This window comes from Arthrobacter sp. 1088, assembly GCF_031455315.1.
Classification (GTDB): Bacteria; Actinomycetota; Actinomycetes; order Actinomycetales; family Micrococcaceae; genus Arthrobacter.
The window spans coordinates 190,571-214,874 of sequence record NZ_JAVDSM010000009.1; the positions used below are offsets into that span (position 1 = coordinate 190,571).

Annotated in this window: 26 protein-coding genes, 4 tRNA genes and 1 pseudogene; 17 read left to right on the plus strand and 14 right to left on the minus strand. The window is 61.2% G+C overall.

Annotated features, from left to right (window positions below; all coding sequences use genetic code 11):
- Positions 1 to 66 precede the first annotated feature (66 nt).
- Both tig and J2Y41_RS15835 read right to left on the minus strand, forming a co-directional pair.
- Complete coding sequence (gene tig, locus J2Y41_RS15830; RefSeq protein ID WP_224090703.1) at positions 67 to 1,449, minus strand: trigger factor; 1,383 nt, start codon at positions 1,447 to 1,449, stop codon at positions 67 to 69.
- Positions 1,450 to 1,519: 70 nt separating this feature from the next.
- Positions 1,520 to 1,594: transfer RNA gene (locus J2Y41_RS15835), tRNA-Pro, on the minus strand.
- A 150-nt stretch (positions 1,595 to 1,744) separates the two neighbouring features.
- On the opposite strand from J2Y41_RS15835, the gene J2Y41_RS15840 reads away from it, so the two are divergent.
- Positions 1,745 to 1,818, plus strand: a tRNA-Gly gene (locus tag J2Y41_RS15840).
- Positions 1,819 to 1,916: 98 nt separating this feature from the next.
- Here J2Y41_RS15840 and J2Y41_RS15845 read toward each other — a convergent pair.
- From J2Y41_RS15845 to J2Y41_RS15855, 3 genes are all read right to left on the minus strand, one after another.
- Entirely contained in the window at positions 1,917 to 2,822 is a 906-nt protein-coding gene (locus J2Y41_RS15845; protein WP_309929862.1) for a DNA-formamidopyrimidine glycosylase family protein, read from the minus strand.
- Complete coding sequence (locus J2Y41_RS15850; RefSeq protein ID WP_224164542.1) at positions 2,822 to 3,304, minus strand: ribose-5-phosphate isomerase; 483 nt, start codon at positions 3,302 to 3,304, stop codon at positions 2,822 to 2,824. The genes J2Y41_RS15845 and J2Y41_RS15850 overlap by 1 nt, the downstream gene beginning before the upstream one ends.
- Positions 3,305 to 3,376: 72 nt before the next feature.
- Positions 3,377 to 4,387, minus strand: a complete 1,011-nt coding sequence (locus J2Y41_RS15855; RefSeq protein WP_309929864.1) for a hypothetical protein — start codon at positions 4,385 to 4,387, stop codon at positions 3,377 to 3,379.
- 132 nt (positions 4,388 to 4,519) lie between these two features.
- Between J2Y41_RS15855 and pepN the strand changes: the two genes are divergently transcribed.
- Both pepN and J2Y41_RS15865 read left to right on the plus strand, forming a co-directional pair.
- The gene (gene pepN, locus J2Y41_RS15860; protein ID WP_309929865.1) at positions 4,520 to 7,099 is read left to right on the plus strand and encodes an aminopeptidase N; all 2,580 of its coding nucleotides are present in this window, start codon (positions 4,520 to 4,522) and stop codon (positions 7,097 to 7,099) included.
- 54 nt (positions 7,100 to 7,153) lie between these two features.
- Positions 7,154 to 7,633: an OsmC family protein gene (locus J2Y41_RS15865; RefSeq protein ID WP_224090711.1), complete on the plus strand. Its 480-nt coding sequence runs from the start codon at positions 7,154 to 7,156 to the stop codon at positions 7,631 to 7,633.
- A 14-nt stretch (positions 7,634 to 7,647) separates the two neighbouring features.
- Here J2Y41_RS15865 and J2Y41_RS15870 read toward each other — a convergent pair whose 3' ends face one another.
- The gene (locus J2Y41_RS15870; protein ID WP_309929867.1) at positions 7,648 to 8,679 is read right to left on the minus strand and encodes an NAD-dependent epimerase/dehydratase family protein; all 1,032 of its coding nucleotides are present in this window, start codon (positions 8,677 to 8,679) and stop codon (positions 7,648 to 7,650) included.
- A gap of 87 nt (positions 8,680 to 8,766) precedes the next feature.
- On the opposite strand from J2Y41_RS15870, the gene J2Y41_RS15875 reads away from it, so the two are divergent.
- Together J2Y41_RS15875 and J2Y41_RS15880 are read left to right on the plus strand one after the other, a co-directional pair.
- On the plus strand, positions 8,767 to 9,429 hold the full coding sequence (locus tag J2Y41_RS15875) for a mechanosensitive ion channel domain-containing protein (protein WP_309929868.1): 663 nt from the start codon (positions 8,767 to 8,769) through the stop codon (positions 9,427 to 9,429).
- A 34-nt stretch (positions 9,430 to 9,463) separates the two neighbouring features.
- Positions 9,464 to 9,877, plus strand: coding sequence for a globin (locus J2Y41_RS15880; protein WP_309929927.1), 414 nt, complete (start codon positions 9,464 to 9,466; stop codon positions 9,875 to 9,877).
- 12 nt (positions 9,878 to 9,889) lie between these two features.
- Here J2Y41_RS15880 and J2Y41_RS15885 read toward each other — a convergent pair whose 3' ends face one another.
- Positions 9,890 to 10,561: a hypothetical protein gene (locus J2Y41_RS15885; RefSeq protein ID WP_224090715.1), complete on the minus strand. Its 672-nt coding sequence runs from the start codon at positions 10,559 to 10,561 to the stop codon at positions 9,890 to 9,892.
- A gap of 63 nt (positions 10,562 to 10,624) precedes the next feature.
- On the opposite strand from J2Y41_RS15885, the gene J2Y41_RS15890 reads away from it, so the two are divergent.
- From J2Y41_RS15890 to J2Y41_RS15900, 4 genes and pseudogenes are all read left to right on the plus strand, one after another.
- Complete coding sequence (locus J2Y41_RS15890) at positions 10,625 to 11,530, plus strand: acyl-CoA thioesterase II (RefSeq protein WP_309929869.1); 906 nt, start codon at positions 10,625 to 10,627, stop codon at positions 11,528 to 11,530.
- Between the two features lie 79 nt (positions 11,531 to 11,609).
- Positions 11,610 to 11,693 (plus strand): annotated as a pseudogene (locus J2Y41_RS23135) (hypothetical protein); the annotation flags it as partial.
- 129 nt (positions 11,694 to 11,822) lie between these two features.
- The gene (locus J2Y41_RS15895; protein ID WP_309929871.1) at positions 11,823 to 12,098 is read left to right on the plus strand and encodes a helix-turn-helix domain-containing protein; all 276 of its coding nucleotides are present in this window, start codon (positions 11,823 to 11,825) and stop codon (positions 12,096 to 12,098) included.
- A 44-nt stretch (positions 12,099 to 12,142) separates the two neighbouring features.
- Positions 12,143 to 12,949, plus strand: a complete 807-nt coding sequence (locus J2Y41_RS15900; protein ID WP_309929873.1) for an IS3 family transposase — start codon at positions 12,143 to 12,145, stop codon at positions 12,947 to 12,949.
- Positions 12,950 to 13,025: 76 nt separating this feature from the next.
- Here the strand turns inward: J2Y41_RS15900 and ettA are convergent, their stop codons facing one another.
- Positions 13,026 to 14,708 carry an energy-dependent translational throttle protein EttA gene (gene ettA, locus J2Y41_RS15905; protein ID WP_224164549.1) on the minus strand — a complete coding sequence of 561 codons (1,683 nt, stop codon included), beginning with the start codon at positions 14,706 to 14,708 and terminating at the stop codon, positions 13,026 to 13,028.
- Positions 14,709 to 14,787: 79 nt separating this feature from the next.
- A complete protein-coding gene (locus J2Y41_RS15910; protein WP_309929876.1) occupies positions 14,788 to 15,285 on the minus strand; it encodes a DUF6993 domain-containing protein in 498 nt (165 codons plus the stop codon).
- Between the two features lie 97 nt (positions 15,286 to 15,382).
- Here J2Y41_RS15910 and J2Y41_RS15915 point away from each other — a divergent pair, with 97 nt between their 5' ends.
- A complete protein-coding gene (locus J2Y41_RS15915; protein WP_309929877.1) occupies positions 15,383 to 15,835 on the plus strand; it encodes an SRPBCC domain-containing protein in 453 nt (150 codons plus the stop codon).
- Between the two features lie 44 nt (positions 15,836 to 15,879).
- Here the strand turns inward: J2Y41_RS15915 and J2Y41_RS15920 are convergent.
- Positions 15,880 to 15,952, minus strand: a tRNA-Arg gene (locus J2Y41_RS15920).
- 220 nt (positions 15,953 to 16,172) lie between these two features.
- Here J2Y41_RS15920 and J2Y41_RS15925 point away from each other — a divergent pair.
- Positions 16,173 to 16,730 (plus strand): single-stranded DNA-binding protein, encoded by a 558-nt coding sequence (locus J2Y41_RS15925; RefSeq protein ID WP_309929878.1) that lies wholly within the window; start codon positions 16,173 to 16,175, stop codon positions 16,728 to 16,730.
- A gap of 66 nt (positions 16,731 to 16,796) precedes the next feature.
- Positions 16,797 to 17,396, plus strand: a complete 600-nt coding sequence (locus J2Y41_RS15930; protein WP_224164553.1) for a GNAT family N-acetyltransferase — start codon at positions 16,797 to 16,799, stop codon at positions 17,394 to 17,396.
- Between the two features lie 19 nt (positions 17,397 to 17,415).
- Here the strand turns inward: J2Y41_RS15930 and map are convergent, their stop codons facing one another.
- Entirely contained in the window at positions 17,416 to 18,183 is a 768-nt protein-coding gene (map, locus tag J2Y41_RS15935) for a type I methionyl aminopeptidase (RefSeq protein WP_309929879.1), read from the minus strand.
- Positions 18,184 to 18,356: 173 nt separating this feature from the next.
- Between map and J2Y41_RS15940 the strand changes: the two genes are divergently transcribed.
- A complete protein-coding gene (locus tag J2Y41_RS15940) occupies positions 18,357 to 19,043 on the plus strand; it encodes a DNA alkylation repair protein (protein ID WP_224164555.1) in 687 nt (228 codons plus the stop codon).
- 13 nt (positions 19,044 to 19,056) lie between these two features.
- Here J2Y41_RS15940 and mptB read toward each other — a convergent pair whose 3' ends face one another.
- Positions 19,057 to 20,613, minus strand: coding sequence for a polyprenol phosphomannose-dependent alpha 1,6 mannosyltransferase MptB (gene mptB, locus J2Y41_RS15945; RefSeq protein WP_224090725.1), 1,557 nt, complete (start codon positions 20,611 to 20,613; stop codon positions 19,057 to 19,059).
- A gap of 149 nt (positions 20,614 to 20,762) precedes the next feature.
- On the opposite strand from mptB, the gene orn reads away from it, so the two are divergent.
- From orn to J2Y41_RS15965, 4 genes are all read left to right on the plus strand, one after another.
- On the plus strand, positions 20,763 to 21,398 hold the full coding sequence (gene orn, locus J2Y41_RS15950) for an oligoribonuclease (RefSeq protein WP_224090726.1): 636 nt from the start codon (positions 20,763 to 20,765) through the stop codon (positions 21,396 to 21,398).
- A gap of 132 nt (positions 21,399 to 21,530) precedes the next feature.
- Positions 21,531 to 21,603 (plus strand) — tRNA-His (locus tag J2Y41_RS15955).
- A 137-nt stretch (positions 21,604 to 21,740) separates the two neighbouring features.
- Positions 21,741 to 22,313 (plus strand): peptide deformylase, encoded by a 573-nt coding sequence (gene def / locus J2Y41_RS15960; RefSeq protein ID WP_309929882.1) that lies wholly within the window; start codon positions 21,741 to 21,743, stop codon positions 22,311 to 22,313.
- 4 nt (positions 22,314 to 22,317) lie between these two features.
- Positions 22,318 to 23,172, plus strand: coding sequence for an acyltransferase domain-containing protein (locus J2Y41_RS15965; RefSeq protein ID WP_309929884.1), 855 nt, complete (start codon positions 22,318 to 22,320; stop codon positions 23,170 to 23,172).
- On the opposite strand, the gene J2Y41_RS15970 is transcribed toward J2Y41_RS15965, so the two are convergent.
- Together J2Y41_RS15970 and J2Y41_RS15975 are read right to left on the minus strand one after the other, a co-directional pair.
- Positions 23,157 to 23,957, minus strand: a complete 801-nt coding sequence (locus J2Y41_RS15970; protein ID WP_309929886.1) for an HNH endonuclease family protein — start codon at positions 23,955 to 23,957, stop codon at positions 23,157 to 23,159. The two genes, J2Y41_RS15965 and J2Y41_RS15970, sit on opposite strands and share 16 nt — an antisense overlap.
- A gap of 122 nt (positions 23,958 to 24,079) precedes the next feature.
- On the minus strand, positions 24,080 to 24,289 hold the full coding sequence (locus J2Y41_RS15975; RefSeq protein ID WP_309929888.1) for a hypothetical protein: 210 nt from the start codon (positions 24,287 to 24,289) through the stop codon (positions 24,080 to 24,082).
- Positions 24,290 to 24,304: the final 15 nt, after the last annotated feature.

Below are 24,304 nucleotides of genomic sequence, written 5' to 3' on the forward strand. Positions count from 1 at the left end.
TCCGTTCAGGGCTTAAAACAAACCGACCCCGGATCACTGATCCGGGGTCGGTTGATGCGCTATTGACTAGAACTTCACGGCTGCGGGGTCATCGCTGGCGACAACATCCGCTTCCTCGCCGGCTTCGGCGGTTGCTGCCTCATCAGCAGCAACTTCGCCCGCAGGGCGGACAAAATCGCTCAGGTCAACCTTGTTGCCTTCGGAGTCAACGACCTCGGCCTGGCCCAGCACAACGGCCAGTGCCTTGCGGCGGCGTACTTCGGAAACCATCATGGGGACCTGGCCGCTCTGATCGATGATCTGGGCGAACTGGTTGGGATCCATACCGTACTGGCTTGCGGTGCTGACGATGTAGTCGATCAGCTCGTTCTGGCTGACGTCAACTTCTTCCTTGTCCGCAATGGCGTCAAGGATGACCTCGTTCTGGAAGGCGCGCTCAGTGTTTGCCTTGACCTCGGCGCGGTGCTCCTCGGTGTCGTGGTCACCTTCGCCGTGGGCGTTCTCCGGGTTGAAGTGAGCCTCAATCTGCTCTTCGACAACCGAAGCCGGAACGGGGACCTCGACGAGCTCTACGAGCTTGTCCAGGACCTTGTCGCGGGCCTCAACGCCCTGTCCGACAACCTTGGAATCGGCAGCCTGCTTGGCGAGGTCCTCGCGGAGCTCAGCAAGGGTGTCGAATTCCGAAGCCAGCTGTGCGAAGTCGTCGTTGGCTTCAGGAAGCTCGCGCTCCTTGACGGCCTTGACAACAACCTTCACCTGGGCTGCCTCGCCGGCGTGGTCGCCGCCAACGAGCGTGGTGTCGAAGATTGCTTCTTCGTCTGCGGACAGACCGGTCACGGCCTCGTCCAGGCCCTCAAGCATGGTGCCTGCACCAACCTGGTAGGACAAGCCGGACGCCGAGTCGATTTCTTCGCCATCGATCGTGGCGGTGATGTCGATCGTGAGGAAGTCCTCGTTCCGGGCGGGACGCTCCACGGACTTCAGCGTGCCGAAGCGGCCACGCAGTTCATCCAAGGCCTTGTCGACGTCTTCAGCGGAGGATTCAGCCGCAGCAACCTCAACCTTGATGCCTGCATAGTCCGGCAGCTCGATCTCGGGCCGAACATCAATCTCCACCTGGAACTTAAGCTCGCCATCGGTTGCGGACGGGTCCGGAACCTCGGTGATCTCAACTTCAGGACGGCTCAGGGGACGAACACCCGTTTCCTGGACAGCAGCCTGGTACCAGCCGTTGAGGCCATCGTTGATGGCGGTTTCCAGGACATAGCCACGGCCAACGCGCTGGTCGATCAGCTTGGAAGGAACCTTGCCCTTGCGGAATCCGGGGACCTGGATCTGCGAAGCAACAGTCTTGTAAGCGGCATCGATGCTCGGCTTCAGTTCCTCAAAGGGAACCTCAACGTTGAGCTTGACCCGCGTGGGGGTGAGGTTCTCGACAGCGCTCTTCACAGTCTAAGTACTCCTGAATTTGTGGGTATGGGGTTCTGCCGCATCCCTGAGGCGGACACGAAACACAGAGTCGGGGTGACAGGATTTGAACCTGCGACTTCCTGCTCCCAAAGCAGGCGCTCTAGCCAAGCTGAGCTACACCCCGAATGCACAGGACAGTCTACGGGCAAGCGGGCCCGGAATGCACATTTGACACCGCCGCCGGAATTAGGTTTAGTTGTACCCGGCTTCAACAGCCACCGGGAAGATGTCCTGAGCATGAGATCCATACAAGGATCCAGCAGGAGACCCACCCGGGGACGTAGCTTAATGGTAAAGCCTCAGTCTTCCAAACTGATTACGCGGGTTCGATTCCCGTCGTCCCCTCCAGTAAGAAAGCCCCAATCTTCGGATTGGGGCTTTTTTGTTGTTACGAACCCGCAATCGTTGTTACAACAGGCCAGCGCTGTTACAACTGGCAGGCGCTGTTACAACTGGCAGCCAGGGCACCAATACAGTTTGCGGGCGCCGATTTCGGCCATGCCTACCAGCGTCCCGCAAGCGCGGCAGGGCTGCCCTTCGCGCTTATAGACAAAGTGGGCATCGGCGTCGGGCGCTGAGGTGCCGTTACCACTCCATAGCGCCGGCGGCGTGGTGACAATCCGGCCGTCGCGTACGCCGTCGGACATGGCAAGGACGGCGTCATCCCACAACTTGCCGGCCGTCGCAGCATCAATCATGTTCCCAGGAGTCCATGGATCCACCGCCTGACGAAAGAGGACCTCGGCGCGGTAAATATTTCCGACCCCCGCCAGCACCGATTGATCCATCAACAGCAAGGCCACAGCCGTCTTGCGGCGTCGCAACCGGCGGATGAACTCGTCCCGGTCCCCCGGCCGGTTACGCAGCGGATCGGGGCCCAGGCGGCCCAGTACAGCTTCTGCTTCATGGGACGTAACAGCGTCGCAAGTGGTGGCTCCACGAAGATCGGCCCAGCCGTTGTCCGACACCAGGCGGGCGCGGACGGCACCCACCGGGGCGGGAGGCCCTGCGTAGTCCACCCCGGCACCGGACTCCCCATCAGTACCGGATGAGGCAGTCTCGCGCTCACCGATCCGGCGGGGCGCGCCAATGCTGGAGGCTCCCGAGAAGGAACTATCGCCGCCAAAGCTCCAGGCACCATAAAGACCAAGGTGAACGTGGAGGAAAAGATCGTGGTCGAACCTCAGGAACAGCTGCTTTCCGTGCGCAACAGATTCAACCATCACATGTCCGCTCAGAAGCTCCGCACCGGCCGTGAATCGGCCCTGCGGACTCGAAACCTCCAAACGCCGGCCGCCAAACACGTCCTGGAATTGGCGGGCCAGCCTATGGACGGAGTGTCCCTCAGGCACTACTCGACGATCTCGCCGGTGGTCTCGTAAGCCGCAATCTTGCCGATACGGCGGATGTGGCGCTCGTCATTGCTGAAAGGTTCCTGGAGGAAGGCCTCAATGAGTTCGGTTGCTTCTTCCACCGTATGCTGGCGGCCACCCACGGCCACTACGTTGGCGTCGTTGTGCTCGCGGGCGAGCTTGGCCGTAGAGAGGTTCCAGGCCAGCGCGGCACGCACACCCTTGACCTTGTTGGCGGCAATTTGTTCACCATTGCCCGAACCACCCAGGACGATGCCCAGCGCATGCACGCCTGCTTGCTGGTCAGCCACCACTGCAACTCCTGCGTTGATGCAGAAGGACGGGTAGTCATCCAGAGCGTCATATTCCCTGGGTCCGTGGTCCACAACCTCATAACCCTTCGCGGTGAGGTGGCTGACCAGGTGGGCGCTGAGTTCCATGCCGGCGTGGTCGGTGGCGATGTGGACGCGGGGTGTAGTCACAGGAAGTCCATTCTTTCTGGCGCGCCGGTACGGCACTTGCCGGGCGCGGCGGTGTGGGATGCGCTACCTAGGTTACCGCGCCCCGGGTTGCTGGGGCTGCCCGCCGTGGTGGGCCCGCTGGGCAGCCCGGTTCAGGATGCCGGCGAGTTCGTCCGCTGTTGCCGGAGTCCCTGCACTGAGCGCAACCCTGCCTCCATTAAGTTTCCTTACGACGACGGCCGGTCCGCTGCTGACCAGCATCGCCGTTGCATCGTCATGATGCCGCCAACCCCATCCGCCAAAGTCTGCCGCTTTCACTTCAGCCGGAGCTGCTGCCGCGATGTCGACGGCGGGAACGGTCAGGACCGGCACGATGCCACCTGCGAAGACCTGCAGCCCTCCCCTGTCCGCCCGGACGCGGGCGAAGAGGAAGCCGGCACCAACCAGCGCCGCCGCGGCCAACAAGGCTCCGAGCCATGGGACGGCTATCGCGATCAGCGCGGCTGGAAACAGCGTGGACACGATGATCATGATGAAAACTGAACTGCGGGCATGGACCCACATGCGCAGCGTATCCCGCGCGAGGTCCGGGTCTGTGACGTACAGGCGTGCGGCTTCAAGGGCTTCGTCGTCCTCCCGCGTCCACCGGGGATCGGGTTTGAATGCGAACATGAGAACGACTCCCAACGACACCGCCGCTCCACTGCCCATGGCCAGGACGATCGGATCAACGTGGGAAGCGCGGGCGTCCCCCAGCCCCGATTGCCCTACCAATCCGGCAGCCAGCACTGTTGTCACGAAGAGGCTCACCATGAGGCCAAGGCCCATCATGACCCTGCGCATGACCACCGGCCGGGACAGCGGCACGGCCTGGAGGAACGCGACCCAACCGAAAAAGGTGATCAGGGCTGCGCCGCCGGTTACATAGGCGCCGAAAGGAGCAAAGGCACTGCCGCCGTCGGCGTTCCACATCACTGCTACCGGATCGGGAAGATCGTTTCGCACCATCTGTGCGCACACAACGAAGCCTATGGCCAGCAGCAACGGAAAGGCGAGTGCAAACCTGAGTGCGCGGATATCAAGAGACTCCCTGAACGTTCCCATGCTCCAACGCTACTCCGTGCCGGCGACACTGTGGGGGCACCTCCTTGCCATCGGCGCTTGGAGTGAAAGAATGGCTTCACACCATCGACCGGACCTGCCCCGGCCGGACACCCCAACCTCTGGAGGCACCACTTGCCAGGCCTTAACCTGACGCGCGACGAAGCCGCGCAGCGCGCTGAAATACTCAATGTCGAGTCCTACAACGTCACCCTGGATCTGACCAAGGGCGCCACGGTGTTCGGATCCACCACCGTGGTGAAGTTCTCGGCAAAGGCTGGAGCCTCGACGTTTATCGACGCCGTGACCGAGAGCGTTTACAGCGTTACCCTGAACGGCACCGAACTGGATCCCGCCGAGGTATCCGATGGCGTCCGCATCCAACTTCCAAACCTTGCAGACGAGAATGAACTCATAGTCGTCGCCGATGCGCGCTACATGAACACAGGTGAGGGCCTCCATCGTTTCGTGGATCCGGTGGATGGGGAGGTCTACCTCTACACCCAGTTCGAGGTTCCGGATTCCCGGCGGATGTTCGCTGTCTTCGAGCAGCCGGACCTGAAGGCCAGCTTCACGTTCCGCGTCACTGCTCCCTCACACTGGGACGTCGTCTCCAACTCCCCCACCCCGGTACCGGTTGAAACTGATGCAGGCCAGGACGGTGGAGCCAGGTCCGTGTGGGAATTCGCTCCCACTCCGCGTCTGTCCTCGTATGTCACCGCCCTGATAGCCGGACCGTACCAGTCCATCCGTTCCGAGGTGGCAAGTTCGGACGGCAGGGTCATACCGCTGGGCGTCTTCGCGCGCAAATCCTTGATGCAGTACCTGGATGCGGACAACATCTTCGAACTGACCCGCCAGGGCTTTGAATTCTTCGAGGCACAGTTTGGCTGCCCGTACCCGTTTGAAAAGTACGATCAGCTGTTCGTCCCCGAATTCAATGCCGGTGCAATGGAAAACGCCGGCGCGGTGACAATCCTGGAAGGCTACATCTTCCGCGGCAAGGTCGCCGGCGCACAGATCGAGCGCCGGGCCATCACGGTTCTGCACGAACTCGCGCACATGTGGTTCGGGGACCTGGTGACCATGCGCTGGTGGAACGACCTCTGGCTCAACGAGTCCTTCGCCGAGTACATGTCCCACCTGGCCGCTGTGGAAAACACGGCCTTCGACAGGGCTTGGACGACCTTCGCCTCCGTGGAGAAATCGTGGGCATACCGCCAGGATCAACTGCCCACCACGCACCCGATCTTCGCGGAAATCAACAACCTGGAAGACGTAGAGGTCAATTTCGACGGCATCACCTATGCCAAGGGCGCCTCCGTGCTGCGGCAGTTGGTTGCCTGGGTTGGACCGGAACAGTTCATGTCAGGGGTGCGCACCTATTTTGCCAAGCACGCTTGGAAGAACACCGAACTGGCTGACCTCATGGTGGAACTTGAAGCCGCAAGCGGCCGTGACCTGGACGTATGGGGCAAGCTCTGGCTCGAAACCGCCGGCGTGAACACCCTGGCTCCCGAGGTGGACGTGGAGCAGGACGGCACCATCACCGCGTTCAACATCCTGCAGTCCGCGATCGACGAACAACCAACGCTTCGTCCCCATCGCCTCGCGGTGGGCTTCTACAACCTCACCGAAGAGGGCAAGCTGGAGCGCACGCACCGCGAGGAGCTCGACGTCGAGGGTCCCCGGACCGAAGTCCCCGCCTTGGCAGGCCTCACACGCCCGGACCTCATCCTGCTCAATGATGATGATCTCGCCTACGCCAAAGTACGACTGGACGCCCACTCGCTGGCCACAGCGAAAGCGCATCTCAAGGATTTTGCCGCCAGCTTGCCCCGCACACTGGTCTGGGGCTCCGCATGGGATGCGGCACGGGACGGAGAAACTCCTGCGCGCGGCTACGTCGAACTGATACTGGCGAACATCGCAGAGGAAACAGACTCCTCTGTGATCCTCGTTCAGCTGCGGCAGCTTGCCACGACGCTGACCTACTATGTGGCGGCCGGGCACAAACTGGAGGCAACAATTGCTGCCGCCGATAAGCTGTGGGAGCTCGCGTCCGCGGTGGAAGCCGGCTCGGATGCGCAGTTGCAGTTCGTGAAGTCCTATGCGCAACTTGCACGCAGCGCAGATCAGCTGGACCGCATCCAGGCACTGCTGGACGGGACCGACACTCTTGAGGGCCTCACCGTTGACCAGGACATGCGCTGGGAACTGCTAACCGCTTTGGTGGCCGGCGGCAGGCAGGGCCAGGAGCGCATCGACCACGAACTCGCCCGCGACAACACCTCCACCGGCCAAAATGCAGCGGCACAGGCCAAGGCCGCTATTCCCACGGCGGAGGCCAAAGCTGCAGCGTGGGATTCCATCGTGGTCAAGGGCGAACTCTCCAACGCCCTACAAGCCTCCGCGGTGGCCGGCTTCATGCGGGTGCCGGACACCACCCTGCTGGAGCCTTACGCTGAGAAATATTTTGAAGCAGTCCCCGGGATTGTCAAAGAACGCACGCACGCGTTGGCCCAGCAGATTGTCGTGGGCCTGTACCCGGCGCAGCTAACAACCCAGGCCACGGTGGACCGGACGGACGAATTCCTTGCAGCTCTTCCAGAGGAGAGTGCCGCCCTGCGCCGCATGATGCTGGAAAACCGGGACGCCGTGGCGCGGGCGCTCCATGCCCGGGCAGCGGACGTGGACGTGGACCTGGACGCCTAAGCAGTCCGTTGGGGCCTGTGCCGGCGCTGTTTGGCAGATGGCTAAACTGTCCGCATGGGCCTCAACGAACACCACTATGCATTGACCGTCCGCTGGACTGGAAATCTGGGCGCGGGTACAGAAAGCTACAGAGGGTACTCGCGGGATCATGACATAGAAATTCCCGGGCTGCCCATCCTCAAAGGTTCCGCAGATCCAACGTTCCACGGCGACCGCACGCGCTACAACCCCGAGCAACTCCTGCTTGCTGCCCTGTCGCAATGCCACATGCTCTCCTTCCTGCACGTGGCGGTAAAACATGGGGTTGTTGTTACCGGCTACGAGGACAACGCCGAGGGCACCATGAAGCTAAATCGTGACGGCAGCGGCCAATTCGAGAGCGTGACTCTGAAGCCGCACGTCACTATCGCGGATCCGGCTCATTCGGCCTTGATGGCGCAACTTCACCACGAAGCCAATCAGGTCTGTTTCATAGCCCGCAGCGTCAACTTCCCGGTGTTGCACGAGCCAATCACGACGGCGGCAGCGGCCTGACGCTGTAAGCCCCCTTAGCTCTGTTGTTCCCGCAGGAGTCCTACCAGCCTGCGTTCGGTTTCACGGCTTAAGCCTGCCTTGCGCTCCCTTTCCAGGCCCAGGCTTCGCTCATAGTCCAGAGCGTCCCGGAGGGTCTCCTGCCACGGGCGCAACGTCATCCCGAGCGCCTTCGCTGCTTTATTGCTTCGCGATTGGAAACCGTCGTGGTCCGCTGGCAACCAGAGAGGAAGTGAGTCCGGCCCGGACCAGTACTCGACGCCTTGCCCGACCAGCCAGTCTTCGTCGGCCTGGACAGTTTCGCTCGATGGCAGCCTCGGCTCCGTGCCGGGCTGACTCTCCTGGCCCAGCGCCGCGCGGCTGGATTCCGAAATGTACTCACTGAACGGAACTACATCACCCAACGCGTTGCAAGTGCCCGTCAGGCCCATCCCTGCCCCTTGGATGATCCAACCGGCGAGGTCACGGACGTCGATGATCTGGGTGGCGTCATCGGGAATGTCCGGCACGAGAACCGGCTCGGTATTGGCTGCAAAGCGCGCAGGCCAATAACCGTAGCGGTCGGAGCCGTCCCCTGGCCCTCCGATCAACCCGGCCCGCACAATGTGGGCTTTGTGCCCAACCAAAGCGAGCGTCATGTGCTCGATCGCAGACTTCGATTCACCATAGGTTTCCGGAGTGCCTGATTGTCCTTCAGGCAACGGTTGAAGAAGCGTCGCGTTCTCGTCAGCGCCAGGAACCGAATGGTCCGCATACACCGAGCAACTGGACACGAAGGTCCAATGGCCCGCATGCGGTTCCAACGCTTCAAGGGCATCCAGCGCTTGAACAGGATCCCTGGAAACCTCGACAACCGCATCCCAGCGGCTGTTCACGTCCCCATAGGCTGCACTACCCAAGGCGCGGTCGCCACGGACCCAGGCCACGCCGTCGGGCGGGTTCGCCTGGGTGCCACGGGCAAGACACGTGACGTCGTGCCCCAAGGCCAGCGCCTGCTTTGCGATTTCAGATGACAGGAAGGCGGTCCCGCCAAGGACCAGGATGCGCATACCGTCACGCTACGGCGATAGGGTTGGAAGTGGACAGAGTGTTCCGCGCCCGGCGAACACGGGCCGACGACAAGGAGTTATTCCACCTTGACCTCCATCCCCTTGGCGGAAACCATCACCATTGAACCGGAGAAAATAGACTTCGTGTCGATCCTCATCACTTTAGGCGTGGGCCTGCTGGTGTGGATCGTGGCGCGGTTCATCATCCTGCGCATCACACGGCGGGTATCCGCCGGCAGCTCCTTCTTCAAGAAGCCCCACTTCAAATGGGTGCAACCGGCAATCCGCGCACTGGATCACGAACGCCGGTCACAGCGCGCCGAAACCATCGGCACTTTGCTGACAAGCCTTGTGAGCGTCGTGGTTGTGGTGATCGTGATCATCTACGTCCTCAAGTTCATGAACGTGGACGTCGCGCCCCTGCTGACAAGCGTGGGAATACTGGGTGTCGCCATCGGCTTCGGTGCACAGCAGCTGATCCGTGACTTCCTCGCCGGGATCTTCATCACCATCGAAGACCAGTATGGAATAGGCGATGTGATCGTTACCAGCGAAGTGATTGGTACCGTTGAATCAGTGGGCCTGCGCATTACGCGGGTCCGCGCTGAGGACGGAGCCATCTGGTATTTGCGAAACGGCGAAATCCTGCGCGTGGGCAACCGCTCGCAGGGAGACTACGTTCCGCTGGAGTCGCCGGAAACCGACGACAATGATGCTGCCAAGAAGGCTGAGGAGAAGGCCAGTGAGTGAAACGAACCCCCAGGCTGGTCAGCGACGCCAGCTGATGCAGAACGATCCCTTCAGCCAGCCTGCCTACACGGACAGCTTTTATTCGGCCGTGGGCGGGCACGATACTTTCGTGAAGCTGATCGACGTCTTCTACGACGGCGTTGCGCAGGATCCGCTCCTGCGGCCCATGTACCCCGAAGAGGACTTGGAACCGGCCAAACGGCGTTTCCTCATGTTCCTGGAGCAGTATTGGGGCGGTCCCACTACTTACAGCGAGGAGCGCGGCCATCCACGCCTGCGGATGCGCCACATGCCGTTCCGCGTCACGCCCGAAGCGAAGGACCGCTGGCTCTTCCATATGCGGACAGCAGTGGACTCGCTGGGGTTGTCGCCTCTTCACGAGGGAACCCTTTGGGACTACATGGAACGCGCTGCCCTGACCATGGTGAACAGCCCCTCGGCCGTCTGAGGTCGGCTGGGCCTAGAACCCGGGACCCAAGCCTGCGCCCGTGCGAACCAGGACATGGCCACGAGGACCACTTAAGCGGAACCAGCGTCCGTTGCGGAACAACTGCTGCTCGCCCCCGCCCAGGAATCCCAAGGCGAAGGCAGCAAAGGCTGCACCCGCAGGCAGGTCACTGAGTCCGGGGAGTTCCCTTCCCCACACGGCGGCCCGGGCCGTATTCACAACGGCAGCGCCAGCGGCAGTGGGCACAACGCCAGCCACCTCGGCAATGCCGGCTTCCGCGGCTGACTTCAGATCGGCGTCGAGCACCGTCCCCAGGACTGCCCAACCGCTCCTGGGCGCGCCGACGCCGGCCCATGACTCCGAAACCGTCGACGGCGGAATGGGCAACTCGACGTCGTCGGCACCCGAGCGGGCAAGACGGTCCATGACGGAGGCGAGCGTCACAGTGACATCGGCCTGGGCAGGTTCTGCAAGCGCCATTGTCCGTAACCCAAGGATTGTGGGAGTTGATTCACCCAGGATGCGTGGCCTGAGCACACACACGTACGCGGCCAATACCTGGCCTGCGGCCTGCAGGCGGATGGCGCCGTCATCGATGCTCTTGGCACGCGTGACGTAGGTCCGCAGGTCAACGAGGTCGCGGGGATCGGCAAAGCGGAAGGACTGGGTCAAGAGGTCTGTCACAGCATCGACTCTACCGGCATGTCCGCGGTTGAGAGGGGTCCGGGCGCCGTCTAGAGTCGAACCATGACAGACACGAACGCCGGCCTCAAGGTTGAGGCACCCGCAGAAGATCCGACGGAAGTCCTCATTGGCCTGTTGGACCTTGGTGACTTCGACGGAGCCCGGACCAATGAGGACATTTTCCTTGGACCTTCCCAAAAACAGCCCCGGCATCGTGTCTTCGGCGGCCAGGTCCTGGCCCAATCCATGATGGCTGGCATGCGAACCGTGGAACCTGACCGGGTGGCGCACTCCATGCACGGCTATTTCCTGCGGCCCGGCGACGCCAATAAGCCCATCACGTTCGGTGTGGAACGGCTGCGTGACGGTCGGTCCTTCTCGGCACGGCGCGTTCATGCTTATCAGGACGGTGTGCCGATCCTTTCCATGATTGCCTCGTTCCAGGTTGAAGATGAAGGCCTGGATCATCAAGCGACAATGCCCGAAGGCATGCCGGACCCCGAGTCGCTGCCCAGTACGGCTGAGTTGCTGGCTCAATTCGACCACCCGTTGGCACGGCATATGTCCTCGGAGCGGCCGTTCGACGTCCGTCACATCGACCCCGCACTTTACGTGTCACCGCCAAGCGAGCACGTGGCCACCAATGCCGTCTGGATGAAGACGATGGGCCCCTTGCCCGACGACCCCAAACTACACCTGGCCGCCTTGGCGTACGCCAGCGACTACACCCTGTTGGAACCCGTCCTCCGCAAACACGGCCTAGCCTGGATGACGCCGGGTATGAGCGTCGCCAGCCTCGACCACGCCATGTGGTGGCACCGGCCGGTCCGGGTGGACGAGTGGATGCTGTACGTTCAGGAGTCCCCCAGCGCGCAAGGGGCCCGCGGCTTGGCTACCGGGCGGATATTCAACCGCGAAGGCCTGCACGTTGCGACCGTGGCACAGGAGGGCATGGTCAGGATTCCATAGCAATGAGGCCGGTCCCTGTTTGAACTGCTCCCCGAAAGTTGGACTGAGAATTCAGTTCTGACTTACGGGGAGCAGTTTCATGTTAAAGAGCAGTTCGTTGTCTGAGGAGCAGCGCGCGGCTGCGGTAGCGTTGTTTGAGACCGGTTGGGGCGCGAAGTCCGCTGCCACAAAGCTCGGGTTGAGCAAGCGTGCCATATGCCGGCTGTATGACCGGTGGAGAGTTCGCGGAGGTACAACGCTAGTGGCCAAGCCAACCAAGCGGCAGTTTTCGTTTGAGTTCAAACTTGCTGTCGTGCAGCGGTTTCTGGCTGGAGAGACCCAAGTGGCCTTGGCGCAGGAGTTCCAGCTATCGTCCCCGCTTTTGATCAAGAAATGGGCCAGCCTGTATCGGAATGAAGGCGAGGACGGACTGCGTCCGAAGCCCAAGGGCCGCCCGAAGTCGCCTTTCGAGGCGCCGTCGCAGCCTGAGTCGGAACTGCAAAGGTTGCGCCGTGAGAACGAGCGCTTGCGGGCAGAGGTGGCGTTCCTGGGAAAAGTTCAGGCCTTGAGGGACGAGGATCGGCGGTAACGGTCCGCGCCGTCATCGCCCTCAAGGCCGAACATCGCCTGGAATTGCTCCTGGACATCGCGGGCATTGCCCGCTCGACGTTCTTCTATCACCAGGCCCGGCTCCAGGCCCCCGACCCGCAAGAGGCTCTCAAACGCGCGGTCACGGAGATCTTTAAGAAGAACCATGGCAGGTACGGGCACCGACGCGTCCACATCGAGCTGGTCAAGCAAGGCTGGAGGACCGCGAAGAAGACCGTGCTGAAGCTAATGCGGACACTCGGGCTGGTCTGCAAGGTCCGGCGGAAGAAGCGCTACAACTCCTACCGCGGCGAACAAGGCACCGTCGCTCCGAACGTGCTCAACCGGGATTTCGAAGCCACCGCCCCGAACCAGAAGTGGGTGACGGACGTGACCGAATTCAGCGTCAACGACCGCAAACTCTACCTCTCACCGGTCATGGACCTCTTCGACCGGCAGATCATCTCGTACACCCTCGGCATCTCGCCGAACCTGGATCTCACCAACACGTCGCTGAGTAAGGCGTTGACGACCCTCAAGGACGGTGAGAAACCGCTGGTGCATTCCGACCAGGGATTCCAGTACCAGCATCGCTCCTGGCGGACTCTCCTCAGCGGTGCCGGAGCGGTCCAATCAATGTCACGCAAGGCCAACTGCTACGACAATGCCGTGATGGAAAACTTCTTCGGCCACCTCAAAGAAGAACTCTTCCACCGTGTCCGGTTCCTCAGCACCGAGGCACTGGCAGCGGCACTGCACGAGTACATCCGCTGGTACAACACCGAACGGATCTCCACAAAGCTCGAGGGCCTGAGCCCGGTGCAATACCGTGCCCAGGCCCTCGCGGCTTAGGATCTTATTTGGCCAGTCCAACTTTCGGGGAGCAGTTCAGTTGGGACCGGCCTCATTTTGTGCCTGTGACGACCCGTTAGTCGCGGGTCAGACGGCGGTGCGTCACACGGTGCGGCTTGGCCGCATCAGCGCCGAGGCGCTCCACCTTGTTCTCCTCATAGGAGTCGAAGTTACCTTCGAACCAGTACCACTTGGACGGGTTCTCGTCGTCACCTTCATAGGCGAGGATGTGGGTTGCTACCCTGTCCAGGAACCAACGGTCGTGGGAGACCACCACGGCACAGCCCGGGAACTCGAGCAGGGCATTTTCCAGGCTGCTCAGGGTTTCGACGTCGAGGTCGTTGGTGGGCTCGTCAAGGAGCAAAAGGTTGCCACCCTGCTTAAGCGTCAACGCAAGGTTAAGACGGTTACGCTCACCACCGGAGAGGACGCCAGCCTTCTTTTGCTGGTCCGGGCCCTTGAAGCCGAAGGCCGAAACGTAGGCACGCGAAGGCATTTCCACCTGGCCGACCTGGATGTAGTCATGGCCTTCGGAAACAACTTCCCAGAGAGACTTATTGGGATCGATGCCGCCACGGGACTGGTCCACGTAGGAGATCTTTACGGACTCGCCGATCTTGAGCTCACCGTCATCCAGGGGCTCCATGCCGACGATGGTCTTGAACAAGGTGGACTTACCCACACCGTTGGGTCCAATAACGCCAACGATGCCGTTGCGGGGCAACGAGAAGGAGAGGTCTTCGATCAGGACGCGGTCGTCGAACCCCTTCTTCAGGTTCTTGGCCTCGATCACTACCGAGCCCAGGCGCGGACCCGGCGGAATCTGGATCTCTTCGAAGTCCAACTTGCGGGTGCGCTCGGCCTCCGCAGCCATTTCTTCATAGCGGGCCAAACGGGCCTTGGACTTGGTCTGGCGGCCCTTGGCATTGGAGCGCACCCATTCAAGTTCTTCGGTGAGGCGCTTGGACAGCTTTGCGTCCTTCTTGCCCTGGACCTCAAGGCGGGCCTTCTTCTTCTCCAGGTAGGTGGAGTAGTTACCCTCGTACGGGTAGAGGTGGCCGCGGTCGACTTCTGCGATCCACTCAGCCACGTGGTCCAGGAAGTAGCGGTCGTGGGTCACGGCAAGGACCGCACCGGGGTACTGGGAGAGGTGCTGCTCGAGCCAAAGGACGCTCTCGGCGTCCAAGTGGTTGGTGGGCTCGTCAAGGAGCAGGAGGTCCGGCTTTTGGAGGAGAAGCTTGCACAGCGCTACGCGGCGGCGTTCACCACCAGAGAGGACTGTGACATCGGAATCAGCGGGCGGGCAGCGCAATGCGTCCATGGCCTGTTCGAGCTGGGAATCGATATCCCAGGCATCGGCAGCGTCAATGGCTTCCTGCAGCTTTCCCATCTCATCCAGGAGAGTGTCGTAGTCCGCATCCGGGTTCGCCATCTCTTCGGAGATCTCGTTGAAACGCTGGATCTTGCCGTAGATCTCGCCAACGCCTTCCTGGACGTTGCCAAGGACGGTCTTTTCCTCATTCAGCGGCGGTTCCTGCAAGAGGATGCCCACGGTGTAACCGGGGCTCAGGCGGGCCTCGCCGTTTGAAGGGGTGTCCAGCCCGGCCATGATCTTCAGAATAGTGGACTTGCCAGCACCATTCGGGCCCACGACGCCAATCTTTGCGCCAGGGTAGAACGACATGCTGACATCGTCCAAAATAAGTTTGTCGCCAACGGCCTTGCGAGCCTTGGTCATCGTGTAAATGAATTCCGCCATGCCCTTAAATCTAGTGGGTAGGCGGACAGATCTCACATTCGGTGTTGTCGAACACTGCCCTCAGCTCCAGGCAGTGCTGCTAGCGAACGCTGCCCACGAAGCATTTCCCCGTGGCAAGTACTGGCAGCACGCTCATCACGACGCCTCCGTCCCGGATCTGGCCCATGACACAACTATCGCCTGCCAGCGCGGCAGCTTCCAGCGCATCGACATCAAGACCTGTGGGCGTCCGGCTTACGGACACTTCCACGTTGGCTTTGGGAATGCCTGCCGAAACCAAGGCTACCCGAACGGATTCCGTATCCGGCTTGGGGCTGGCGGCCACGATCTTTTTCAGCGTTGCCTCCACAGTCGTGCTCGTGGCCACTACAGCAGGGTCCATACTCGTTCCGCTGCCGGGCTGTTGCGCGGCAGGACTCGAAGAGGTGATGCCGGCCATGGGCCTTTCGGGCGACGGCGCGGTACATGCTGACAGTGCCAGCGCAGCAATAATGACCAGAAAGGTCCCGACAGCCTTACCGTTCAGCTGAAAGTTGCTTCCACGGCCCGGCTGCTCCACCCTGGTTCCCCTGCTCATCACATAGCCATTCTGCCATTCCCATGGACGTCCCGCGGGCGTAGCGTGGGCCAGGTGGTGGCGCGCTGGAATCGGCGGCCGCGGGAAGGAGAAGCCCATGGAAGCAAATATCCCCAACGCCGAGGCGTCGATCACCGTAGCGGCCCCGCGCGAGCAGGTATGGGAGGCCCTGACGGATCCTGGCCTCATCAAGGAATACTTCCTCGGAACCAATGTCGAAACGACCTGGCGGGTAGAGGATCCCATCACCTACTCCGGCGAGTACAACGGCAAGGCATACGAGGACAAGGGCACCATCCTGGCTTTCGAACCCTTGCAGCTCCTGAAAACCACGCACTACAGTCCTTCATCGGGACTTCCCGATTCCCCCGAAAACTACCACACGGTCGAATATCGCCTGGCCGATGCGGACGAAGGAACATCCGTAACCATTACGCAAGGCAACAACAAGAGCGAAGAAGAAGTGGAGCATTCCGCAGCGACGTGGCGCATGGTTCTTCAGAATCTCAAGGAATTTCTCGAGTCACAGCCCAACGAGCCACGCAGTTAAAGAATCAATCCCCCGGAACCCTGCAGGTTCCGGGGGATTTCTTGTGCCCCAGGAGGGAATCGAACCCCCGACCGGCGGATTAGAAGGCCGCTGCTCTATCCCCTGAGCTACTGGGGCGCACAAGCGCCAATACAAGCCTAAGCCGCTGGCGCCACAAAGAGTTTACAGTGCATTCGGACCGCGGCCTGCCAGCCCACGCCCACCGACACTTTTCCTCCACAACAACCTTACGAGCCGGACTTATTCACATAGGCCAAGACCGTACTCCCCTACCTGGTTTGCATGGATGAGGCTAAGAGGGCCGGACGGGCACTTTCCTATATCGAGAAGGACCACCATGAACGACACCATTACTCTTCGCGGCTTTGTAGCCTCGGAAGTCAAGAGCTCCACCACTACACGCGGAACGTCCACTGCTTCATTTCGCCTTGGGACAACTGAACGGCGCTACGACCGCACCAGCAATACATGGGTGGACGGCAACACCAACTGGTACACGGTGCAATCCTTTCGCTACTTGGCCGGGCACGTCGGCTGCAGCGTGAAGAAGGGGCAACGCGTCATCGTCATCGGAAAGCTACGCCTGAGGCAGTGGGAACACGAGGGCAGGATCTACCACGTGGCAGAAATCGACGCAGAATCGGTCGGGCACGATCTCATGTGGGGTTCTGCGAACTTCACCCGGATGAACGGGACGTCGGCTTCCGCTGACTCAAACCCGTCCGGCGAGGCAGCCGGGAAGCCTGGAGATCCGGGGATTGAGTGGGAGGCCGGCGACAACGAACAAGCGCCCCCGGAGGACGAGACGGAAACCGTCGACGTCGATGATCCTGACGGTGCCGGTCCGCTGGTGGTAAACACCACTACAGGTGAGTTGCTGGGTGCCGGGGCTTGAACTCCGCATCGGGGACCGCGATGAAACTGGTGGGACCAGCCCCGCACTGGAGAATATTCTGGGTCCATGGCATTCGACGCAGCAGCTCCCCGACTGGAGACAGCTCCGGCATCCTGGGAGGCCGTGGAGGAATTGTTCGGGGTCAAGGGCGAGCCGTCCCGGTGCTGGTGCCGCTGGTTCGCCCTCCCCGGCAAGGAGTTCAGGTCTGCGGCACCCAGCGAACTCAAGGAACTCCTGCGGGCACGTTTCAACGAGGACCCTGAGCCGGGGGTGCTGGCATTCCGGGGTGGTCAGGCGGTGGGCTGGTGCGCTGTGGAACCGCGGGCAAACTATCCCCGCATAGAACGGTCGCAGCTTCTTCGGGCGGCAGACCTCCCGCCCGTTGACGTTGGGACCCTTTGGTCGGTGAGCTGCTTTGTGGTTTCACCGAGCCATCGGCGCTCAGGTGTTGCAGCGACGTTACTCCGGGCAGCCGTTGACCACGCATTCAATAACGGGGCTACGACCCTTGAGGCATACCCCGTCGATACCAGCCTTCGTCCAAAGGCCGGGCCGTCCGACTTGTATCACGGCACAGTTTCGCTGTTCATTGAAGGCGGGTTCTCGGTGGTTTCAACTCCCCTTCCCGGGCGCGCCGTGGTTCGCCTCCACGGGCAGCCCGCTTAGCCAGCTGTCATCGCGGCAGCTACGGCAGCGTGAGGATCATTGGTCCATCAGCTGTGACAGCGACGGTGTGCTCACTATGGGCGGCCTTGTTTCCGCTGGCTGAACGCAGAGTCCACTCGTCTTCATCGTGGTAGTAGTCATCCTTGCCGCCCAGGATGAGCATTGGTTCGATGGCAATGACCAACCCCTCTTGAAGTTTGATACCTCTGCCCGGTCTGCCGATGTTGGGGACGGGCGGCTCGGCGTGCATTGTCCGGCCGATACCGTGGCCGCCATGATCGGCCAATAATCCGTATCCAGCACGCTTGGCCTCGCCGCCTATCGCATAGGCGAGGTCGCCCATCTTGTTGCCCACACGGGCAGCTTCGATACCCCGGGCGAGTGCAGCGTCCGTGGCATCGATCAGCGCCTGGTCCACCGGATCTGCCGTTCCCACGATGAAGCTGATGGCAGCATCTCCACACCAGCCTTCAAGGAAGGCACCGCAATCCACGCTGAGGAGGTCCCCGTCCTGGAGGACGTAGCCATTTGGTATTCCATGCACCACCGCGTCATTGACACTGGCACAGATCACCCCGGGAAACGGGACGGCTGCCCAACGGGGGTGGTAATCAAGGAAGGCCGGCTTGGCCCCGGCGTCGGAAATCAGGCTGCTGGCAACCTCATCCAATTCCTTGAGGGAAACACCTACGTCAGCATGCTCCTTGACCGCGGCCAAGGCGTTGGCCACCACCCTCCCGGCCTCGCGCATCATCGAGATCTGATCCGGTGTCTTCACCATGGACATGGGTTTCCTCCACTAATGCCGGGCGGGATGGTTCGCTGCTGGGGGGGGGTCATCGTGGGGCCCGCTGGCTCTTGGTCTCACTCTACGTGGGGCAGCTCGTCTGCATAGGGTGAAGAGCAAAGTGGACTTCCGGGTTGGATACTTCCCGGAACGCGCGGTCATACAGTTGAGGAATGGAGAACAAGGACCTGCTTGAGGCCATCCGCTCAAAGCTTCGAACCGCCGGGGATGCTGAGCGTGCCCGGGGAGCCCAGGCGTATATGAAGTCGGACATGCCCTCGTGGGGTATCCGGGTGCCTGAGGTGCGCAGGATCGCCAAGGCTGCAGCCAAGCAGTTTCCCATCTCTTCACCCGTCAGCCTTCGCGAGGCCGTCCGTGATTTGTGGCGGAATGCCCAAGCGCGCGAAGAACGGTATGCAGCCATTGAATTGACAGGCCTGCCGATGGTCAAGGAAGACCTTGCCATGCTTCCCGTCTATGAGGAAATAATCCGCACCGGCGCCTGGTGGGACCTTGTCGACGGAGTGGCCCACCGTCTCTGTGCCCTCCTCCTTGCCCACAGGTCCACCATGACGCCGCTTTTGCTGCAGTGGTCCACGGACGAGGATATGTGGATCCGGAGGGCGTCCATCACTGCTCAATTGGCGGCCAAGACGCGGACGGACCCTGGACTGCTGGCGGCTGTTATCAAACCCAACCTTGCCGACAAGGAGTTCTTCATCCGGAAGGCCATCGGCTGGGCCTTGCGGGAGTACAGCAAGACGAACCCCGAGTGGGTCAGGGCATTCGCCGCAGAGAATGCCCCGGCCCTCAGCCCGCTCTCCACACGCGAGGCAGTGCGGCTTCTGCCCTCTCCTTGAGCGCCGCGCAATCTTAAATGATCGGACGCAGGCCTGGTTCGTCGCGTTTGCGGAAAAGGCTCTTTGTCTTTGGATCCACGAAGATCAGGTAAACGGCAAACAGAAGAGCGATGATGGCCGCCGCGTTCCGCGCCAGGGTCAAGGCGAGGCCGAGATCCTCGCTTTGAAGATAGGGGAACACATCCAGTTGGTCCGAGATGGCATAGACCATGAAGAACGACACCACGAAGTAGACAGCCTTCACTTGCCAGTCGTTGCGGATGCCGGTTACAGCAAACAGCGGAATCAGCCACACCACGTACCATGACTGGATCATGGGTGCCAGCAGGACAATCGCCGCAAAGGCCAACGTGAGCCGGCGCATCAGGCGGTCGTGCTCTCCCCGGAACACCTGCCAGGCGATTGCCCCCACCATCAGCACCTTGCCGGCGTCGTAGACCCACTTGGCCATGCCCCAGCCATCGAGGCCAAAAACGTTGAAGATCGAGGCGACAACCAGGCCGATCAAACCGATGGGTGCATACCAGATCCAGACGCTCCCGGGGGCAGAGAGGCCCTTCACCCATCCAAACCCAAACCCGTTGACCAGGCTCATGGCGTACAGGAGGCCAAAGGTCAGGGCGGCTGTCAGGAACCAGAAAAGGATCTTGCGCGGCCATGACGCACCCTTGCCCGCCCAGAGCAAGCCGATAAAGGGCAGGAAGACCACCGTGATTGGCTTGACCGAAATGGAGAGTGTCACCAGCACCAAGCCCAGCACCACCCGGCGGGTGGCGCAGTAGTACAGACCTGCCAGGGCCAGCCCAATCATGAGCGCGTCGTTGTGGACACTGGCAATGAAGTTGGTGAGAAAGAGGGGGTTGGCGGCTGTCAACCATAGTGCACGGTGCGGATTGACGCCGTGGAGCTCTGCCAGCTTGGGCACGTAGATGATGCAAAGTATGACGCCCGCAACTGCCACCAGCCTGAACAGCATGATGCAGGCCTCAGGTTGGACATTGGTCACCCAAACAACAAATTGTTCGATCCAAAGGAAGAACTGACCGTACGGAACGGGAGCTTCCGTCCACATCTTGTCCGCACCCAATTGGAAGTAGTTCGGGAGGGCGGAAATCCCATTCTCGTAGGGATTCATTCCCTCAACCATGAGTCTGCCTTGGCCGATGTAGGCGTAGACGTCCCTGCTGAACAGCGGGACAGTGAACATCATGGGCAGTCCCCAGGCCACCACGGCCTGCAGAGTGGCCTTGCGGGCTTGGAGTCCCCATACCCGGACACGCTGCCCCAGGCGCAGCCAAGCCCGGACAAGCAGCATGCCACCGACAGCCAGCAGGACGATGGAAAGCGCGACACCAACACCTTCGGTACGCATCCAGATGAAAAGCGGAAGCCGTCGAAGTTCAGACACTGGTGCGAGCCAGCCAACGCCCAGCGAGCCGAAGACGAGGAACATCGAACCAATGAAACCGGCGATCAGCGGGGACCTGGCGTTATCCACTTCGATGGCAGCAGCAACCGCAGGCGGCGCTTCTTTCCCTGCCTTCTGGGCGGCGGGTACAGGCACCGTCATGTGGTCTTCATCCAATCGTTTGCCCGTTGCGTTCCGGGACAGAAATCTGAATCTCTGGGGGCTGTCCACGACAGGAAGAAAGGACACTGCCGTGCTCAAAAATCCTACCATCGGAGCACTTGGAACCGCCTGAAGGATAGGCTAGGCGCGTGCCTATTACTAATGAACGCATCGTCTGGATTGACTGCGAAATGACCGGCCTGGACCTCAAGAACGACGCCCTGATCGAGGTTGCGGCGCTCGTGACGGACTCCGAGCTCAACATCCTGGGCGATGGCGTGGACGTCGTCATCAAGCCCGACGACGCAGCGCTGGAGCAAATGAACGACTTCGTTCGAGACATGCACACCCGCTCCAAGCTCCTTGACGAACTCCCCCACGGCAAGACGATGGCCGAGGCCGAGGCGCAGGTGCTTGAGTACATCGAGAAGTGGGTTCCGGACCCCCGCAAGGCCCCACTCGGAGGCAACTCCGTGGGCACGGACAGGATGTTCCTGGCCAGGGACATGCCGAACATTGTGGAGCACCTCCACTACCGCGTCATCGATGTCAGTACCATCAAGGAACTCTCGCGCCGCTGGTTCCCGCGGGCCTACTTCCAGTCGCCGGCCAAGCATGGCGGACATCGCGCACTGGGGGACATCAAGGATTCCATCGACGAGCTCCGTTACTACAGGCAGGCCGTTTTTGTGCCCGCCCCTGGGCCTGACACGGCTACCGCGCAGCGCATCTCCAAGGACATCACGGCTACTGCTGAGACTCTGGGCTCAACGGAAACTATGTGATCTGCGCCATTTTTGAAGGTTTTTTCGTCGAAACCGGCAAAAGTGGACTTTTCACCCCAAAACAGCAGGTAAGCTATTTGTCGTTGCCTTCACGGAATGCCGGTCATACGGACTTACCGGAAAAGGCACATGGTGGGCGTAGCTCAGTTGGCAGAGCGCCTGGTTGTGGTCCAGGAGGTCGCGGGTTCAACCCCCGTCGCTCACCCCGCCGAGATTGGCTCAAAAAGCCGGTTTCCACAAAGGCCGCACCGGTTATCCGGTGCGGCCTTTGTTTTGTTTTGGCCCGGCTGCAGTCGCATGGGTTGCTTCCGGAACACAGCGATCAACCAAGGAAGAGCTGAGATGACCGTCCTCCCTGTGACCATTTGGGGCGAACCCGTTTTGCATCGTCGGGCAAGTGAAGTCGAAGTATTCGATGACGATCTCCGGAAACTCATCGCGGACATGTTTGAAACCAATGAAGCCGCGAACGGAGTAGGCCTCGCCGCACCCCAGGTGGGAGTCGGGAAGCGCATCTTTGTGTATAAGTACGCGAACGACGACGACGCCCCTGATCAAGGCGTTCTGGTCAATCCCGTGTTGACCCTCTCAAAGGTCTCAGGCGCCCTCCCGGACCCGGAAGAGCACATTGAGGGCTGCTTGTCCTTCCCCGGAGAGCACTACCCTCTGCAGCGTGCCGAGTGGGCCCGCGTCCAAGGCTTTGATGGTGACGGAAATCCTGTGGACTTCGAAGCCACGGGCTGGTTCGCTCGAGTCATGCAGCACGAGTACGACCATTTGGACGGCAAGCTTTACGTCAACCGCCTTGTGGACCGATATGCCAGGAAGGCAATGAAGCAGGCCAAGAAGAACGGTTGGGGCGTTCCCGGATTGACATGGATGCCTGGCGTCGACCCTGACCCGTTCGGACACTGATTCGATGAGCCAGGCACCCCATGCAGCATTGTTCGAGCTCTTGGACATTGCCGGCGAGGACGCCGTGGAATGCGCCGCGCTCCTGGACAGAGCCCCCAGTGGCCACGTCCTGGAAGCATTGGAGCTTCTGCAGGAGCGGCTTGGCACTTTTCCGGCCGACAGTATTTCTCCCGACCGGATTTGGCCCGGCCAGCCCGTCGAGGGCGTCTGGATCGAGGCACTGCTCCGCTTCGCACCCAGAGTCCACGCATACCATCTGGAACTGGGTATCAGCACTGACGTCTCAGCAGCCACGTTGGCCGACGTAGGGCTCCAGCTGCGCATCAACCGCCGCGTCCATGGACATTTCGGCCTGGACACCTGGAGCTGGCTGACGTTGCATATGGCAGGGAATCTGTTCCGCCTCGGCCGGTTGCAATTCCATTTGATCCGGAGCCGGCGTGACGACGGCCCAGGGGGCAACGTGGCGTACGCATCCGATTGGATCCTGGGTGTCCATATTCCCGAAGACGGCGGCCTCTCCCCTGCGCTGGTCGACGCCAGCTTTGACGAGGCGCGCTCGTTCTTTCCCCACTATTTCCCGGACAAACCGGCCACTGTGGCCACGTGCGAGTCCTGGATGCTGGATCCTTATCTGGTTGCGCGGCTTCCTGACAGCAACATCGCATCCTTCGCCCGCCGCTTCACCCTGGATCGGTGCACCGATGCCCCCACTGATGCCGTGTACTTCACGTTTAGGCAGCGGGGGCTCGGGAACCTGGACAAACTACCCCGGGAGACTTCGCTCCAGCGCATAGTCCTGGAGAGAATCGACGACGGCGGTACCTGGCAACTGGGGCACGGTCACCTGGCGCTGTAGATGGTCTGCTGATCCGGGCAAGAAGACAGGACGCGCATCATGGCATCCTTCTCCGACTGTGTGACCCACAGCTTGTACGCTGCCTTGACGGAGATCTGCCGCGCTACGTAGTGACACTGGAAGTTCTTGTTCGGAGGGAGCCACGTGGCCGCGTCGCCGGCGCCCTTCTTCACGTTCTCCGGCCCATCAGCCGCAATCAGGTTCAACGGATCATTTGCCAGCCTTTGGCGTTGCTGCACCGTTAACTGCTTGGCACCCTTCTGCCATGCGTCGGCCAGGGCGACAATGTGATCAATCTGAACTTCAGCGCTGGTGTCCTGGCCCCGACGGAAGGTTACGTGGGCGCCCGTGTAGGGTTCCTGAAACTCTCCGGCGGCAACCCTGCATGAGGAACCACTGGTGAACTCCACGGACGACAGGTCCCTGCGCAGGATGTCGTTCCTGGTATCGCATCCGTTTCGATCGGCGTCCAGCCACGCCTGGCCGAATGCGGTTCGCTCATAGTCTTCCTGGGATGCGCGTCCTTTAACTTCCAGCTGTGCGAGTGCCGCACTTGCCTTCTCCGCGGGAACGGCCTCTATGCCGGTAATGGGTTTCATCCATGCAGGATTAAATACCGGGGCTTCACTGGGACCGGACACCCATGGCCCGGCTGCATCGAACTGGCCGGTGGTGAAGAACCAGGACAGTCCTGCCGCGAGGGTTACGGCTGCCAATCCTAGAATGGCCCACGCCTGACGTGATCGTCTGCGCGCGCGTTTGTAGGCAGACCAGGTGATACTCAAGGGGCTCCGTCCAGTCGGGGTGGGTCGTGTCCTATGAGCGTAGGACACGGCACCGACAGTCAGAGCCGATATCCACAGTGTGTAGGAGAAGTCACACTGCAGTGATGGGGAACTTCCCCGGGTTACTGCTCACGCATAACGCGTTGGAGGTCTTCGGCAGCCACCTCAAGCAGCCTACGCAATTGCTGGACGCGTTCGTCGCTGACGTCCCCCGCCGCGTTTGCTGCGATGGCCTGGTCCAGCAGTTTCTGTGCCTGCTTGTGGTTGGCCCGTGCTACATCCAGCGCATGTTCCAGCGTTGTCTCGTGTTCCAAAGTCGATTCATTTTCCATGAACCCATTTTGGTC